Source organism: Brevibacillus sp. NPDC058079 (genome assembly GCF_042885155.1).
Lineage (GTDB): Bacteria > Bacillota > Bacilli > Brevibacillales > Brevibacillaceae > Brevibacillus.
This window is the reverse complement of sequence record NZ_JBHVSO010000013.1, coordinates 42844-59526: the sequence shown is the minus strand read 5'-3', so window position 1 is coordinate 59526 and position 16683 is coordinate 42844. Positions and strand designations below refer to the sequence as shown.

Genomic DNA, 16683 nt, shown 5'->3' with positions numbered 1-16683 from the left:
GGCGGTTTTTTTGTTTGCACATCAAAGTGTTTGAGGGAAGGAGGAGCTGGGTATGAACAAGAGTAGCAGATGACGGGAGGCTCACCTTGTGAAAATCAGAACGAAAATCATCCTGGCTTTTGGCGTCATATTGGCAGTCATGTTCGGTTCAGGTACGTATATGTACGTGCAAATGTTAGCAATGAAGGCATCTTACACAAAAATTATCGAAGAGGAAGAATTATTGACGGATCTGCGAGAAATGCAGTTTATCATGACGGGTCGAAATAATGACGAACGCGCCTACTTGTTAACGGGCGATGAAGAATTTCGGATGGAATTGAAGGAAAAGGCAGCAAAGCTGGACAGCCTGTTTGCCAAAATGAACAATTCTCTTGAGTCTTCTCACCATGGTGAAGAAATGCAGGAGGCTCAGATACTATACAAGTCCTATCTGGAGTCGAGCCATAAAGCGGTAGAGGCCATGGATAAAGGACTACGTGAAGAAGCCATTTCTCACCATTTCGGTCAGGAGCGGCAATCGAGAAAAGAAATGGATTCGGTTGTGAGTGGATTGGTTGAAGAGGTGCGTACTGAAATCGAAGTAGATCAACAGGGGCTGGCGGAGAACGAAGGAATCTCGGCTATGATTCAGTTGTTTTTTAATGTAGTGGGAATTCTCGTCGCGATTGTGGTTGGCGGTCTTCTGATTCGTTCGATTGTGACTCCGCTGCATCGGGTGAACAAACAGCTTCATGATATTGCTGACGGAAAAGGAGATTTGACGCAAGAGTTGACCGTCTTCTCAAAAGACGAGATTGGACAGTTGGCAGGCTCATTCAACCGGATGCTAGGCAATTTACGAGAGTTGATTTCTCAGGTTCGCGGGCATGCCCAGCAGGTTGCAGCCGCAGCTGAACAACTGACAGCGAGCTCGAAGCAAACGAGTCAAGCTACGGAACAGATCGCCATCACGGTCCAGGAAATGGCGGAAGGAACCGACAGGCAATCCCAAAACGTAGAGGAGAGTCAGCAGGAAGTCGAAGAAATATCAGCAGGAATTGAAAAAATTGCAGCACGTGCACAAAACGTGTCTGCTGCGGCTGCCAGTACCTCACAGCTGGCGACAGAGGGGGATCGAACCATCCAGCAGTCGGTTTCCCAGATGAACGGGATTGGAGAAACGATGGAGAATTTGACTGCACTGGTAGGTGGCTTGGGAAAACGCTCCGAGCAAATCGGTCAAATCGTCGAAGTCATTACGCAAATTTCAGGTCAGACAAATCTATTGGCATTGAATGCCGCCATCGAAGCGGCGAGGGCGGGCGAGCATGGCAGAGGCTTTGCTGTCGTGGCGGATGAAGTGCGAAAGCTGGCGGAGCAGGCATCTGCATCGGCACAAGAAATTTCCCAGCTGGTCGCGTCGATCCAAATGGAGACGAATGAAGCGGTCCTCACGATGGAAAAAGGCTCTCAAGAAGTATCAGATGGAATGGGAGGCATCGCAAGAGCAGGAGAAGCGTTCTCTCAAATTCGCGATGCTGTTGTGGGAGTGACGAATGAAATTCAAGAAGTATCGACTGCTGCACATATCCTTACGGAAAGTACAGGCAAGGTCGGACAATCGATGCAGATGATTGCCAATGTAGCGCAATCGGCTGTCTCTCACTCGGTGGGAGTCTCGTCTGCTACAGAAGAACAGCTTGCTTCGATGGAGGAGATCTACTCCTCGGCTGCATCGCTGGCGAGTCTCGCGGATGATTTGGAAAAGCTGATAGGTCATTTCAAGGTATAAAGTTTCGCCACAAGAAACACCCCTTAGAATCGACAGTATGATTCTAGGGGTGTTTTTTCGTTTACGCCAATTTCCACAAAGCCAATCTTCGATACACGAGAAAAACCACGAGATTCCCCACTGCCGCTGCCAAAAAGACAGCCCAAGGCCCCAGCGACAAGGTCATCCAGCCCGAACCATAGATGGAAAAGACAATCCCGAGCTTGAAAATAGAGCCGGTGATCCCGCTAATTCTTCCGATCATGTGGGCAGGGGTAGTCTCTTGACGGAAGGTCCAAATACAGACGTTTTCAATCGTGCTGATCAGCCCCGTGAGAAACAGAGACAGACAGAGCATCCACGTACTTTGCGCGAAAACCATAAGCAAATAGGAGCAACCGAGGAGCAGAATGGTCATGCCCATGATGCGACCGATGGGATAGCGTCTTCGCAGATAGGCAACGACTGAGCTGCCGAGAAGACCACCAAGTCCAGCGACGGAAAGCACCAGTCCTAATGTGGAATTGTCCAGCCTAAGGTGATCCTTGGCAAAGAAAATGATCATGGCGTCATACATGCCCGAGGTCGCATTGAGAAAAATCACGAGTACCGTAATCTGCCATAGTGGTCGATTGCTCAACAGCTCCTTCCAACCATTTCGCAACTCCTGCCAAAAGCCGCCTTGAGAGGGGGCAGGCGCATCTGTACGATCTAAAAATGATATGGCGATAAAAGCCAGTAAATAGGCTGTACCCGTAATAAGCAGCCCAGTGTGCAGCGTCGAAAGAAGCAGGATAAACCCGGTAATCGCAGGCCCCATAATTTCAATAAAAGTGCCCATAAAAGAAAAACGAGCATTGGCTGAGGTTAACAGTGGGGTAGGGACCACTTGCTTGATCATGCTGACGCGTGCGTTGTGAAAGCCGTAGTTAAACGCCATCAGGAAAAATCCAGCCACATAATAATGAATGACCTGTGCATGTCCCGATTCGGTCAGTCCATATAGCAAAAACAACAAGACTATCTGGCCAAAAACCATCCATTGCGACCAACGTTTTTTGGAGAAGCGATCCACCCAGACGCCGATGAACATGGCCAGCAGTAGATTAGGCAAAAATTCAATGCTTTTCATGGTCGTCATGGCAACTGGCGATTGGGTCATGTCATACAAAATCAGTGGTAAGGCTAGTTCGTACACCTTTGCTCCACACGCGATAAAGGTGGACGTGAAAAAGAGGACGAGAAAGGGCCGATTCCGCCAGATCGACATGTTCTCGTCTGATTCAGGCTTCGTGGCGGGGGTGTGGTTAGGCACTGGCATGAAAAAACCTCCTTCTTCGATCTCATTGTAGCTAGAAAAAGGGGAAGAAAAAGGGTAGAGTGTTTGGTGAGTATGGACCCCTTTTAGGATTCGTCAGCGACTGTTTACGTAGAAAGAGTGATCATCTCGATGCAAAGTGCCTACTACTACTTGCGCTTGCGCCAGCATTTTGCCTCTGTCACAGAGGGTGAACAGCAGGAGATTACACTTGCCGAGCTGGCCCAGATTTTTTGTTGCACGATTCGAAATACGAAAAAAGTCATCAAGCAGATGGAGGAGCAGAAGTGGATTGAATGGAGCCCGGGAAGAGGACGAGGCAATGTCTCACGGATCGTCTTGTTATACGGGATCGAGCAAATCGTTTTGCCTATCGCCCAAGAGCGTATACAAGATGGCGATTTGGAAGGCGCCATGCAGCTCCTCAATGATTTTGCCATCACTGCCAAGGGGCGGGAGCACTTTTTTGACTGGCTCTCCGGGCAGTTTGGCTTTATTCAAGAGGAAATCCGTGAACGGAAACTGGATACGCTTCGCATGTCCTTTTACAGGCCGATTCCCGCTCTCGACCCTGCCTTTGTCAACAGGCGCACAGAGTCACATATGGTGAAGCAACTTTTTGATACTCTCATCCGTTATGACGAGAAAATGGATGCATTCATCCCGCATCTCGCCCATCATTGGGAAGTAAATGAGAGCGGAACAGAATGGACCTTTTATTTGCGCAAAGGGGTATTTTTTCACCATGGACGTGAACTGACAGCGCATGATGTCGTCTGGACGCTCGAGCGCATTGCCGATCCAAAGAAGGGTTCTCCCTATCGCTGGATGTTGGAAGATGTAGAGAAAGTCACTGCTGAAAAAGAGACGATGGTAAAAATCGTGCTCAGACGACCCAATCAATTACTGCTATCCATACTGGCATCGGATCGGCTCTCGATCGTTCCGGGAGATGTCATTCAGGAAAAGGGACAAGCATTTAGCCGATTTCCTGTTGGTAGCGGACCATTTTTGCTGGTAACGAATGACTCGCAGATGTTCATTTTGGAGGCTGTCCCCACGTATTTTCTCGGAAGGGCTCATTTGGATCGGGTAGAGATTTGGATTGTTCCCGAAAACAGTCAGGATGTGCGAAACGAGGATTACTTTTCAAAACGAGGAGAGGTGCACTTCCAAACCTTTTGGAATAAGCTCGGGCCGATGGAGCAATGGCAGGAGTTGCAGAGCCTGGAGAAAGGCTGCACGTATCTCGCTTTTAACCTGAATCGCCCAGGCCCGCAGCAAGATTTCGCATTCCGGCAAGCGCTGGATCGTCTCATCGTGCGCGAGAAAATGATCACGGAACTGTGCGGCAATCGGTATGCGCCTGCTTACGGATTTTTACCTGAAAACAAGGACGTGCTTGGTGATGGAGCGGGCTGGGATGGGGATTTCAAAGGCTGGCCCGATCATCGTCCGATACAGTTGTTTACGTATGAAGGAGCAGGCAACGAAAATAATGCGGAATGGCTACAGCAGCATTTGGCGGATTGTGGCATTCGCGTCGAAGTGACAGTCCTGCCGATTGAGGAACTGAAGAAGCCAGAGATCATCCAGCAGGCAGATATGGTGGTTGCGGGTGAGGTTTTTGATGAACAGTGGGTGTTGGGTATGGTGGAGTTCTTCAAGTCGGATATCAGCTTTTCGCGACAGATATGGAGCCCTGCTTTGCGCGAGCGAATCGATCATGAGTTGGATGCCTTGATGCTGGAGAGGGAATTAATAGGGCAGCGTCATCACTTGCTGGAGGTGGAGAGACTGCTGCGTGAGCAGTGCGCGATGCTGTTTTTGTACCATACGCGTCAGCACTCTGCTTACCATTCGGCTCTGGCCGGTGTTTCGCTGAATGCACTTGGTCTTGTCGACTACAAAAATATTTGGTTTCGGCAGTAATCGTGGCAGATGAGTCTGTCATAGCACCACTAGTTGCGCTATGATAGGGCTTACACGTCAAAAAGCGGAGGGGCAAGTATGAAACGATTCCGATTTGATCAGCAAGTAGGCAAAACGATTGATCGCTATAATTCCGTCCATGCGACGATTTCTCGTGTCATGCGCACACCTGATTCCGTTTCGATAGGATGTATCCATTTGGAGGCAGGCGGGATTGTCGGTTATCATCCGGCGCCTTGCCCTCAGCTTTTTCTTGTGGTGAGCGGTGAAGGCTGGGTACGTGGCGAAGGTACAGAGCGCATCTCGATCCAGAGTGGTCAGGCGGCATTCTGGATCACAGGAGAAGGGCACGAATCAGGCAGTGAAACCGGAATGACGGCAATCGTGATCGAAGGAGATGGACTCGATCCGGAGAGCTTTATGTCCTTGTTGGAGACGTAGCATCCGTATGTATGATGGTATTGGTTTGCCATTCCACCAACCGTACATAAGCTCATTAGACTATCCTAGAAAGACGGTGTGAAAGGCGAATGAATTGGAAAACACATATGGCACTTGGTGCCATCGCAGGCTACTGCGCCTATCCTTCATGGAAGGGCAGCGTCATTGGCGCGACAATGGCACTCGTACCTGATATCGATCAAGCAAATAGCAAGCTCGGAAACTTGATGGGACCTGTATCCAAAATGCTGCAAAAAGGATTCGGTCATCGTACAGTGACACACTCATGGGTAATATTGTTCCTTCCATTTCTGCTATTCGGTGATTCTCCGGCTGCAATGGCAGCGCTTTGGGGGATATTGTCCCATCTAATCAGCGATATGCTGGTGGGACGCATTCAGTTATTGTGGCCGTTGCGAATGGGATGGCTCGGCATTCGGGTGTCCAAGTCGATGTATCGGACTGTGGATCGAATCGTGTTTTATGTAGCGATTGTGTATATCGTGATCAAAGGTTATCAGTAAGAAGAATGGACATTGAAAAAGGATCTCCCTACAGGAGGTCCTTTTTCATTAGAACAAAAAAGCTGACACCGGTTTAGGACCGATGCCAGCTTGCTAGTAACGATTATGAGCAGATTCTTCTTATCACGAAACAACTAAGGCATCATGAACTGTTGCACGAGCTCAGCGTTTTCAGTCATGAACTTATCTGCGTTTTGCATGACTTCTTGTTGCGCTTCCATCATTTGTTGGTCAGTCACAGTAGCGAAATTGATGGAGTTGTCAGCAGTCATAGCTGGAATTTCCAGTGCTTTGCCGAATTCTGCTTTGGACTTCAGCTTGAAGCTAAAGCCTTTTGGCATATCTGGAGTAGGGTTCGAGAAGTTCACTTTTACCGTGCCGTCAGAATCTACACCATTGTCCGTCTTCGTCTCATTCACGGTAACATTACCGGTCAGAGCAACAGGGTTGGAGGAATATTCGTCTGCCACTACGAGTGCAAAGTCATACTTTCCGGTTTTTGACTTGTCTTGCTTGGTTGTCTCAAAAGTAGTCGCGAGGTCCAGAACTGGCTGGTCAGTCTCTTTCGCCAGGATACTGAACTTGCCCTTTGTCTTGTCTTTTTCTTCTGTCGCTCTGTACGTGAAGGACATTTCGCCATTTTGCTGATCAGACAGGTTGTGCAGGGAGTAACGGTAGTACGATTCTGCACCTTTATCGTAGGAAACACTGCTGTAGACCAGCTGATCTTTTTTCTCTTTCTCATCGAACAAGAGCTTGCGGGACAAGATTTGATGATCGCTATCCACGAGCACGACCATTCTCAATTGATCAGTTGATTTAGCGTCTGTATCTTCTGTATCCTTGATGATGTCATCGAAGGCTTGCTCGTAATTTTTCTTGAATTCTTCTTTGCTGATTTCTTCTACTTTGTAGCCGCTGTCGAGCATCAGTGTAGCCACATTGTGGTAGCGGCTGTAGATCAGGTCAAACAGCTTTTGGTCTGCTTTTGCCTTCTCTGCCATTTGCTTCGTCAGAGCCGCACCTTCTGCATCGTTAAAAGTAATCGTGATCTCACGTGCATCTGCCTTGAGTCCTTCTTCGGAGAAGGATACGTCTTTCTTGATGCTTACCTGGCTGTCTTTGATGCTGTCAGCATACAGCAAGGCATATGGAGTCATGACCGTTTTGAGTTCATCTTGGTTAAAATTGATCGCTTCATGTAAATCGCTATAGCTTACGAAGCGCTTCGGCAGTTCCTCGCCGCCCAGCTTTTCCTTAAGTGCATCGCGATCCTTTAGGTCCATATAAGCGTATTTAGAGTAAAACTCTGGCAGTTTGAAGCCCATCACGGAATCATTCATGAAGTATTCAAGAGTAGCCAGCTTTTTATCTTGTAGGTGAACTTCCAGGTTCCCGGATTGCTGATTTTTCTGTTCATCGATGTTGCTTTGCATTACGAGCTTTGCTTTGCCCAGCATGTCGAGAATTTTTTGTGCTTGCGGGTCTGGGATCGTTGCATCTAGGGCAATTTCACTCAACTCAGTGGTGGAGTGAACTGGTTTTTCCAGGTATGGCTTCATGTAGTCTTGGTATTCCCCGTAAGCTTTGGATGCGTCGCTTGAAAACTTCATCATGCTCTCCGCTTCCGCTTGCAGGTAAATCGTTTTTGCGCTCTTAAACAAATCGAACTTGGCATAGGCGGTTCCTAATCCACCCAGCACAACGACAGCCGCTGCCCCTGCGATCAGCCATACTTTTTTACTGCTTTTGCGCGGTGGGTTCACGTTTGTTGCGGTTTCCATCTTTTCTCTCCCCTTTTGCTCTCTCTTTGGTGAGTCCAATGTGCGTAATGATTTTGCGCACTCGATTTTGTATTGTACCATAAGGGGGATGAAGGGGAACGATTTCCAGTAAAATTCTTCAAAAAAGAGGAAGAAAGACCCAAATGGTTGCATTCTTCCTTCTTTTGTATGCATATAGAACAAAGAAAAAGCGACAGCAGGGGGGAGATCACGTGGATTTTCGCGTGCTGCAAACGTTTATGGTGGCGGCTACGACAGAAAATTTTCACCAGACAGCAGAAGCGTTGTTCATTGCGCAGCCTACTGTCAGCCAACATATACGACAATTGGAAAAGGAATTGGGGATCAAGCTGTTTGAACGGGTTGGCAAACGCGTTCGGTTAACGGCTGCGGGCAAACGCTACTTGCCACATGCAAAAGGACTCCTCCAACAGTGGCATAACAGTATGGAGGATTTGCAGGCTTGGAGACAGGGCTATCGGGAAAAGCTGCAACTGGCTGTTTCACCGATTATTGCCCGTGCTCGTTTTTCCCATTTGCTGCACCGTTACACCAAGCTCTATCCCGATGTAGATATCTCGATTAAAATTGTCGACTCCGTGGAAATTGGCCCGCTGGTTCAAAATGGACAAGCTGATCTGGGCTTAACCCGCATGGTGCCGGGAGAATTCCAGTTGTCTACTTATCTTTTGTACGAAGATCCTGTCGTTTTTGCAGTCCCTCACAGTGGCGGAGATATGGAGGCGCCCTTGCCTGATTGGGAGCAAGAGGTGCAAGCGAACCGTTTGTTGACCCACAATCACCCGGGTTACTGGGATGAGGTGCTGTTGCTTTTGCGTCAGAGGGGGCTTTCCTTGCGTACGATGGCTGTTTCGCAGGTAGACATTACAAAGCGATTCATCGAGGATGGATTAGGCGTTTCCTTTTTGCCTCGGACGGCTGTCGATCGGGATTTGTTTGAAAACCGCTTTATTGAACTGCCCACACCTGGACTTGTTTTGCCGAAGGTCGCTTCTTATTTGCTGGTACCCAAAGCAGGGATTAGCGAGCCAGCGCAGCATTTTATGGAAATCTTACATTCCTTGTATCCACCGATGCCGCTTGTTCTGTCAGGGGGACGGACATAGAAGATAACAAGCCTGTAAGGTAGAGGTAAGGTGAATCGATAGTTTTGATGAGCATATGTATGCTACACTCAACCCTGCTTAGAGACAGCAGGAGGGAATGACGAATATGCAGGCTGAACCAATCGCACAGAAGGATCGGATTTATTCTATTGATATTGTAAGGGGATTGGCATTGTTCGGTATTTTGCTGGTGAACTTGCCGGGCTTCATCATGTATTCGGAAGACGTTCGTATGCCAATAGAAGCAGGGATCGATGCATGGATTCGCTTAAGCTATGATTTATTCATTCAAACGAAATTTTTCGGCATCTTTTCGTTTCTGTTTGGCTTAGGTTTTTACATTTTTATGTCACGGGCTGAACAGCGTGGACAAAAAGTATTTCGTCTCTTCAGCAGACGGTTGTTCGCGATGTTTTTCATTGGTGTGATTCACGTCATTTTGTGGTTTGGAGATATTTTGACGGTGTACGCACTCCTCGGCTTTTTACTGATGCCATTTTATCGAAGAAAGCCTTCTACGATTCTAGCATGGGCAGCCAGTCTAGGAGGAGTGTACATGCTCACTCAAGGCGCGGCACTCGTACAGACGCTCAATGGTCAAGAAGTCTATTCGTTTGTAGCATCACTTCAGACGACACTGATACCGATCTTCGTGATGTTCCTGTTTGGTTTGTATGCGGGAAAACGTGGTTTGATTGCTCAAATTCGCGAGCATAAGCCGTTGTTGAAACGAATCGCTGCGACTACTCTCGCAATCAGTCTTCCGATCGCAGCAGGGATTGTGTGGGCGAGCGGCGTTGTCTTTGGTCCAAAGCTTGAACAGGTGAATAAAATATTGGTTGATCTGAGTACGCTGCCTATGGCGCTGTGCTTTATCGCCAGCTTGTTTCTGTTACTTGATCGTGAGCCGGCAAGGAAAATTCTCCAGCCGTTTGCTTACACGGGTCAAATGGGGTTAACGACTTATTTGGGTCAGACAGTCATCATGACCATTCTGATTCCTTTGTTCGGTATTACAGCAATGCCGCTCTCTTCTTGGTTTTTGCTCGCGTTGCCGATCTATGCATTTCAATTACTCGTAAGCTGGCTGTGGCTGAAGCGTTTTAATCGAGGGCCGATGGAAAAGCTGTGGCGTTTCCTGACATACGGACGTAAAAAGAAGACGGTTCCAGCTCCTGTTAATTGATTATAAAACGTGATCAATACCCCGTTTTTCTTCTATTTCCCTTCGCGATTATGAATCGATATACTGGAGGGAAAAGAGATGAAAATGGAGTGGTGATGATGACAAAACAACATCCTTTGGCTATCGGCTTGGATGGTATCGCCGTAGCAGAAACAGACCTTAGTTTGGTGGATGGGATTAATGGACTGCTGGTGTATCGCGGTCATTGGGCGCGTGATTTGGCTATTCACCACACATTTGAGGAAGTGGCACACCTGCTCTGGTTCGGACATTTGCCTAGCGAGCAGGAGTTGACTGATTTAAAAGATAAGTTCAAAGCAAACCGTGAGCTGCCGGAGCACGTAAAGGGAATCCTAAAGCTGATCCCGGCAGATGTAGATATGATGAGTGTACTGCGTACAGGCGTTTCGGCGCTGGGCAGTTCCTCGCACGGCTTCCCGCCGACGATTGATGAAGTGATTTCGCTGGCTGCCAAGATGCCGACAATCGTTGCGTATCGCTTCGCTTGTCTGGAGGGCCGCGAGCCGTTGGCACCGAATCCGGAGCTGGATCATACAGCGAACTATCTGTATATGCTCAAGGGCGAAAAGCCGAAAGCGGCACATGTTCGCGCACTGGATGCGTACCTGATTTTGACGCAGGAGCATGGCATGAATGCATCCACATTCTCAGGTCGTGTCGTTAGCTCGACCGAATCCGATCTGATTTCTTCCATTACGGCGGCAATCGGAACTCTGAAAGGTCCTTTGCACGGCGGAGCACCATCAGAAGTGACGGAGATGATCGAGGCTATCGGCACGAAGGAAAATGCAGAGCCGTGGCTGCGCAACAAGCTGGAGAGCGGCGGACGTTTGATGGGCTTCGGGCACCGCGTCTATAAAACGATTGATCCGCGTGCAACTGCTCTGCGCGTTGTTGCATCCGAGCTGTCGTCCAACGATCCGTGGTTCGATCTGGCGACACATGTAGAAAAAGTAGGCTTGCAGCTGCTGGAAGAGTACAAACCAGGCCGCAAGCTGAATACAAACGTAGAGTTTTTTGCCGCAGCTGTTATGCGGGCGGTTGGCTTGGACGACAATTTGTTTACACCGACATTTGCCGTGAGCCGTGTGGTCGGTTGGAGTGCGCACATTCTGGAGCAGGCAGGCAAAAACCGCATTATTCGCCCGCAATCCAATTACATTGGCACGATGCCAGAATAATTGAGACGTTTATCATGAAAGCTATCCGTTATGCGGATAGCTTTTTTTCGTGTTTATAAATGTGGCTGCGGTGGGGAGAAGAATATTTCCAGTCTAGGCTCCAGGCTCCGTCCTGCTGGGGGCTGAGACTGTCCGCTCCGAAGCGATTAGCGGGGAAACGCAAAAGTGGTAGCCGCTTCGTAGTATGGGCACGTTGCGTTTCTTTTGCCCGCTAATCGCTTCTCCGCTCGGTAGGACTCCACAAGTCGCTACGTCTGGAAATATTCTTCTCTGTCGTAACTAAAGACATTCTTCATTCTTTTAAGTCTTTTAAAATCGTAATAACACGGAAAGTTCGAAGAGGAAACAGGAGAAAAAAGCGAAGATCTTTGGTACACCGACCGAGACGGAATGCAAAAAGCGAAACACGCTCTTAAGCGTCCACCTCTGAAAAACATCCTGAAAGAACTACTTTGGACGCGGTTTCGCTTTTTGCATGGAGGCGGGCAGTGAATCCTTCAGCGGGTGGGACAAGAAGCTGAGCGTTTTCTCCTGTTTCCTCCCCACCACCACAGCCGGAAAAAAAGTATTATATCGTTTTCACAAAGTGCAACTTGGGATTGCAGATGGTGCTTACTTTTGGCATGATAATAAAAAAAAGTAAGGAGTGGAGCAAATGGCGTTGTTGTCTACCCCGTTTCAGTTTAAAGGACTTACCTTGAAAAATCGGATTGTCATGCCGCCGATGTGCCAGTACTCTGTGGATGCACACGATGGAACACCAACGGACTGGCATTTTGTTCACTACGTTTCTCGTGCAGTAGGCGGAACAGGTCTGCTCATCGTGGAAATGACCGATGTCGAGCCTGATGGCAGAATTTCCAACGGCGATTTGGGCTTATGGTCTGACGAACAGATTCCGGCGTATACACGAATTGTCTCCGAGGTTCATAAATATGGGGCCAAAATTGGCATACAGATTGCTCATGCTGGCCGCAAAGCGGAAGACGCAGAAGTGCCTGTATCGTCGTCCGCGATTGCTTTCCCAGGGGCGCGCTACAAAACGCCACGGGCGTTGACGACAGAAGAGGTTAAGCAAATGGTCGTCAAGTTCCAGGACTCAGCGAGACGTGCGGTGGAAGCCGGGTTTGACACCATTGAAATCCACGGTGCGCACGGATACTTGGTTCACCAGTTCCACTCCCCTTTGACGAATCAGCGTGATGATGAGTACGGGCGTGATAAAGCGCTGTTTGGCGTGGAAATTATTCAGGCGATCAAAGAGGTCATTCCAGCTGACATGCCGCTGATCATGCGCGTCTCTGCCGTAGAGTACGTGGATGGTGGATATGGGCTGGATTACAGCACGGAGCTGTGCCGCCGTTACAAGGAAGCAGGCGTCGATATTTTCCATATATCCAGCGGCGGGGAAGGACCGATTGGTTCAGCAGGCCGTCCAGGTGTTCATCCTGGCTATCAAGTACCATTGGCACGCGCAATTAAGCAGGCACTGGATGTCCCGGTCATTGCAGTCGGCAACCTCGATGATCCAAAAGTGGCGGAAGCATCGATTGGCAATGGCGATACGGATTTGGTAGCAGTCGGCCGCGGCATGCTGCGTGACCCTTATTGGGCACTGCATGCGATTCGTGAGCTGTCGGCGGATGAACTGCAGCCACCGCAGCAATATTCAAGAGCGTTTTAATCGGGTAAAAGAGCGAGGGGCTTTCCTTTCGACTGCATGAGTCGGAGGAGAGCCCTTTTTTACGGGAAGTCCCTTGACACTTTTTGACAGTCGATTTAAGATAAATGTCAGTCAGTACTGACAATCAGTTCCGGGAATGAGGATAGCAATGAGCAGCAGCAAAAGTCTTACAAGCAGTGAAAAACTGATGATAGCCGCAATCGATCTCATCGCGGAAAGAGGCTACAACGGCGTAACCACGCAAGAAATTGCTACTGCGGCAGGATTGAGCGAGAAGACGTTGTTTCGTCACTTCGGCAGCAAGCGGAATTTGCTCGAAAGCGCCTTTGACCGTTATCATTACACGGAAGGACTGACAAAGCTTTTCGCGGAGAAGCTTGTGTGGGATTTGCGCGAGGATTTGCTTTTAATCAGCCGAACGTATCACGAAATGATGAACCGCAATCGGAAGATGATTTTGATTAGCATTAAGGATGAGGCCCATTTGCCCGGATTCCGCGAGCGGACCCAAAAGCACCCGCGACAGTTGATGATACTGTTTACGGATTACTTCAAAGAGATGGGCAAAAAGGGCAAGATGATCCAAACGAATCCGGAGGCACAGGCGACTGCCTTCATGGTCATGAATTTCGGAGCGTTTTTGAACGATCTGGATGGCACTAGCAATTTTTCAGGGGTATCTCTGGAGGTATTTATCGAAGAGAGTGTAGAGGTTTTCGCTAGGGGTTTGACTCCCTAGTTTTTTTACCACTCGAATGTCAGTCAGTACTGACAGTCAATACGTGCATAACAAAGTGAAGGGGAAGATGCGGCATGGAAGCGACAAAAGCGCAGCAAAACAGGGACATATTAATCCGGATATTGATGTTTACCTTAGTCATATCCTCCATGAGTGCTTTGGTGTTTAACATTGCACTCCCCGAAATTAGCAAGGAGTTTGGTTTGAGCATTGCGCAGGTGAGCTGGTTATCGACCGCATATGGATTGTTATACGCGATCGGAACCGTGACGTATGGCAAACTGGCGGATCGATACAAGCTCAAGAATTTGTTGACGTTTGGACTCTTGGTGTTTACGGCTGGTTCGTTTTTTGGTTTGGTCTCCGATTCCTTTGCGATGGCCCTCTTTGGAAGATGCTTGCAGGCAGTAGGGGCGGCTGTCATTCCGGCTACTGCGATGCTCATTCCTTTGCGGTACTTCCCGCCTGAGCGCAGGGGTTCTGTTTTAGGAAGAACGGCAGTAGGATTGGCTCTTGGCGGTGCACTCGGTCCTGTAATCGCGGCGTTAATCGTCAGCTTTGCCCATTGGCGCTGGCTGTTTTCCATACCGCTCCTGATCTTGCTTACGCTACCGTTCTACCGCAAATATCTGGAGGATGAGGAGATCGCGTCTGGTGGGAAGTTTGATTGGGTGGGCGGTTCCCTACTAGCGATCAGCGTGACGTCATTGCTCTTGGGAGTAACGAATGGATCGTGGTGGTTTGCATTGGCGAGTTTGGTTACTTTGCTCCTGTTCGTCGTACGAATTCGTTCGGTAGCTGATCCGTTTGTACAGCCGAAGGTTTTTGCCAACAAGCAGTATACAATCGGGAGTCTAATGGCATTTCTTATAAGTGGAATGGGGATATCGCTTTATTATCTCAGTCCGCTGCTCTTGGCTCAGGTGCAGCAGCTATCGACGAGCTGGATCGGCTTTGTGATGGTTCCAGCGGCTATCGCTTCGGCATTGCTTGGTCGCGTGGGAGGAAAGCTCGCGGACAGGCGGGGGAATGTTTTTCTGTATTTCGTTGCGTCTAGTTTACTGATTGGCTGCTTTGGCTTGCTGTCGACTTTCACAAGTGCATCGGTTATAGGCATTGCGCTCTTCTTGATCCTAGGCAATGTGGGGCAGTCTTTTATGCAAATCTCGATGGCGAACTCGATCTCGAGGACGTTGACGAAGGAGCAGGCGGGAGTAGGCATGGGGATTTTTTCGATGCTGAGCTTCATTTCCATGGGGATCGCATCTGCGGTATACAGCAAGGTTATCGATCTGGGCGCGACAACCAATTGGAATCCGGTGAATCCGTATACGAGCGGCTTCATTTACAGCAATATTTATTTGATGATGGCCCTGATGCACGTGTGTCTTATCGTCTTCTACTACTTTCAGTTCGGTAGGGCCAAGGGACAAAGCCTTCTGGCAGATAGCTGACCTTTTGTTCACTCAGGCTTAATACAATATGTGGTAGACTAAAACAAAAAAGGAAGGGGGTTCCTGTTCGTTGCGAGAGCTATCTGCCATTCGTTTTACAGAGGGAGAGCCACTGTTCATCCAAATCTATCACTTTATCAAAGACGAAATATTGCGTAACCAAATCGCGTATGAAGAATTTCTCCCCTCGATCAGAAGCTGTGCGCAATCGCTTGCTGTCAGCAAAAATACAGTGGAAGTTGCCTATCAGCTACTGGTATCGGAAGGGTACATCAGCAGCATTCCGAAAAAAGGGTACCAGGTGACGTACAAAGCAGGACCTCCTTCCGGGCAGCATGCAGCGGAACGAGAAGACTCTCGTATACCGCCGATTCGCTATGACTTTCGCTATGGCAACATCGAGCTGGGGGCATTCCCTTTTCATCCGTGGAATAAGCTACGCAACAAGCTCATTTCCAACCATCAGCGCACGTATATGGTGGAGGGGCTGGCTCAAGGCGAATACGTCTTGCGAAAGGAACTCTCGAAATTGCTACATGAAACGAGAGGAGTCCTCGCCACCCCGGAGCAGATCATTATTGGAGCCACCCCGCAACAGTTGGTGTCGATTATCGTCCAGCTTTTGGACAGAGAGAAGCATGTGATTGGCGTAGAAAATCCGGGCTATGATGGTGCGAGAAATACGTTTCTCAACGGTGGCTACCGCGTACACGGCATTTCCTTGGAGGCAGACGGTGTATCCATCGAAGAGCTGAAGAGAAGCGGGGCTAGCATCATGTACGTGAGTCCTTCGCAGCAATTCATCAACAAAATGACGATGTCTTTGGAGAAAAGAAACCAATTGACCCTGTGGGCACAATCCTTATCGCATGCTTATTTGGTGGAGGATGACTACGAATGGGAGTTCAAATATCAAGAGAGCTACATCCCTTCGATTCAGAGTCTGTCTCCCCAAAAGGTTGTTTACATTGGGCGGCTCTCCAAAGCATTGCTGCCGCTCGTAAACGTCAGCTACGTCGTCCTTCCTTACGAGCTGTTATCGCGTTTTCACCAGCGTATGCCTGAATACGATCAGCCTGTTTCCCGCTTGGACCAGTTGACGCTAGCGGCGTATTTGTCCGATGGCTATTGGCATAGACACTTGCAGCACATGCGAAAAGACTACGTGGAAAAGCGAGAGGTGTTTCTTCAGGCGGTCGCTCGTTACATGGACGGACGTGTGGAAATAGAAGGGAAGGATACGGGGCTGCATGTATTTTTGACCGTAAAAAGTCAGCGTACGGAAGCGGAACTCATGGAGTGTGCCTATCAAAAGGGTGTAAAAGTCTACGGAACTGCCCGATACTGGCTGCATGATACAAGGGAGCATCCGACGGTTTTGCTAGGGTACGGAGCGCTGACCCCCGACGATATTCAGGAGGGCATTCGCTTGTTGGCTAGTGCCTGGTTCGAGTAACAGATCAGCTCTCTGTCCCACTCATCTTGAACGATCTGTCCCTTTGGCCTCAGACGGCTATCCATTACGATGGACAGGACAGC

At 48.9% G+C, this 16683-nt stretch carries 13 protein-coding genes; 11 read left to right on the top strand and 2 right to left on the bottom strand.

Annotated elements, in window-relative coordinates; genetic code table 11:
- The first annotated feature begins 88 nt into the window (after positions 1-88).
- Positions 89-1774: a methyl-accepting chemotaxis protein gene (locus ACFVS2_RS28570; RefSeq protein WP_390239698.1), complete on the top strand. Its 1686-nt coding sequence runs from the start codon at positions 89-91 to the stop codon at positions 1772-1774.
- 61 nt (positions 1775-1835) lie between these two features.
- Here the strand turns inward: ACFVS2_RS28570 and ACFVS2_RS28565 are convergent, their stop codons facing one another.
- Complete coding sequence (locus tag ACFVS2_RS28565) at positions 1836-3074, bottom strand: MFS transporter (protein ID WP_390239697.1); 1239 nt, start codon at positions 3072-3074, stop codon at positions 1836-1838.
- Between the two features lie 129 nt (positions 3075-3203).
- On the opposite strand from ACFVS2_RS28565, the gene ACFVS2_RS28560 reads away from it, so the two are divergent.
- The 3 genes from ACFVS2_RS28560 (at position 3204) to ACFVS2_RS28550 (ending at position 5968) form a co-directional block, all read left to right on the top strand.
- On the top strand, positions 3204-5003 hold the full coding sequence (locus tag ACFVS2_RS28560) for an SgrR family transcriptional regulator (protein ID WP_390239696.1): 1800 nt from the start codon (positions 3204-3206) through the stop codon (positions 5001-5003).
- Positions 5004-5081: 78 nt separating this feature from the next.
- Positions 5082-5444: a cupin domain-containing protein gene (locus tag ACFVS2_RS28555; protein ID WP_173620915.1), complete on the top strand. Its 363-nt coding sequence runs from the start codon at positions 5082-5084 to the stop codon at positions 5442-5444.
- Positions 5445-5533: 89 nt separating this feature from the next.
- Positions 5534-5968 (top strand): metal-dependent hydrolase, encoded by a 435-nt coding sequence (locus ACFVS2_RS28550; protein WP_390239695.1) that lies wholly within the window; start codon positions 5534-5536, stop codon positions 5966-5968.
- A 134-nt stretch (positions 5969-6102) separates the two neighbouring features.
- Here ACFVS2_RS28550 and ACFVS2_RS28545 read toward each other — a convergent pair whose 3' ends face one another.
- On the bottom strand, positions 6103-7752 hold the full coding sequence (locus ACFVS2_RS28545; RefSeq protein WP_390239694.1) for a hypothetical protein: 1650 nt from the start codon (positions 7750-7752) through the stop codon (positions 6103-6105).
- 212 nt (positions 7753-7964) lie between these two features.
- Here ACFVS2_RS28545 and ACFVS2_RS28540 point away from each other — a divergent pair, with 212 nt between their 5' ends.
- The 7 genes from ACFVS2_RS28540 (at position 7965) to pdxR (ending at position 16600) form a co-directional block, all read left to right on the top strand.
- Positions 7965-8879 carry a LysR family transcriptional regulator gene (locus tag ACFVS2_RS28540; RefSeq protein WP_007726190.1) on the top strand — a complete coding sequence of 305 codons (915 nt, stop codon included), beginning with the start codon at positions 7965-7967 and terminating at the stop codon, positions 8877-8879.
- Between the two features lie 97 nt (positions 8880-8976).
- On the top strand, positions 8977-10065 hold the full coding sequence (locus ACFVS2_RS28535; protein ID WP_390239693.1) for a DUF418 domain-containing protein: 1089 nt from the start codon (positions 8977-8979) through the stop codon (positions 10063-10065).
- Positions 10066-10163: 98 nt separating this feature from the next.
- Positions 10164-11267: a citrate synthase/methylcitrate synthase gene (locus ACFVS2_RS28530; protein WP_007726193.1), complete on the top strand. Its 1104-nt coding sequence runs from the start codon at positions 10164-10166 to the stop codon at positions 11265-11267.
- 655 nt (positions 11268-11922) lie between these two features.
- Complete coding sequence (locus ACFVS2_RS28525) at positions 11923-12951, top strand: NADH:flavin oxidoreductase/NADH oxidase (protein ID WP_390239692.1); 1029 nt, start codon at positions 11923-11925, stop codon at positions 12949-12951.
- 148 nt (positions 12952-13099) lie between these two features.
- Positions 13100-13690, top strand: a complete 591-nt coding sequence (locus tag ACFVS2_RS28520; protein WP_390239691.1) for a TetR/AcrR family transcriptional regulator — start codon at positions 13100-13102, stop codon at positions 13688-13690.
- Positions 13691-13764: 74 nt separating this feature from the next.
- Entirely contained in the window at positions 13765-15144 is a 1380-nt protein-coding gene (locus ACFVS2_RS28515) for an MFS transporter (protein ID WP_390239690.1), read from the top strand.
- A gap of 70 nt (positions 15145-15214) precedes the next feature.
- Positions 15215-16600 (top strand): MocR-like pyridoxine biosynthesis transcription factor PdxR, encoded by a 1386-nt coding sequence (pdxR, locus tag ACFVS2_RS28510; protein ID WP_390239689.1) that lies wholly within the window; start codon positions 15215-15217, stop codon positions 16598-16600.
- Positions 16601-16683 lie beyond the last annotated feature (83 nt).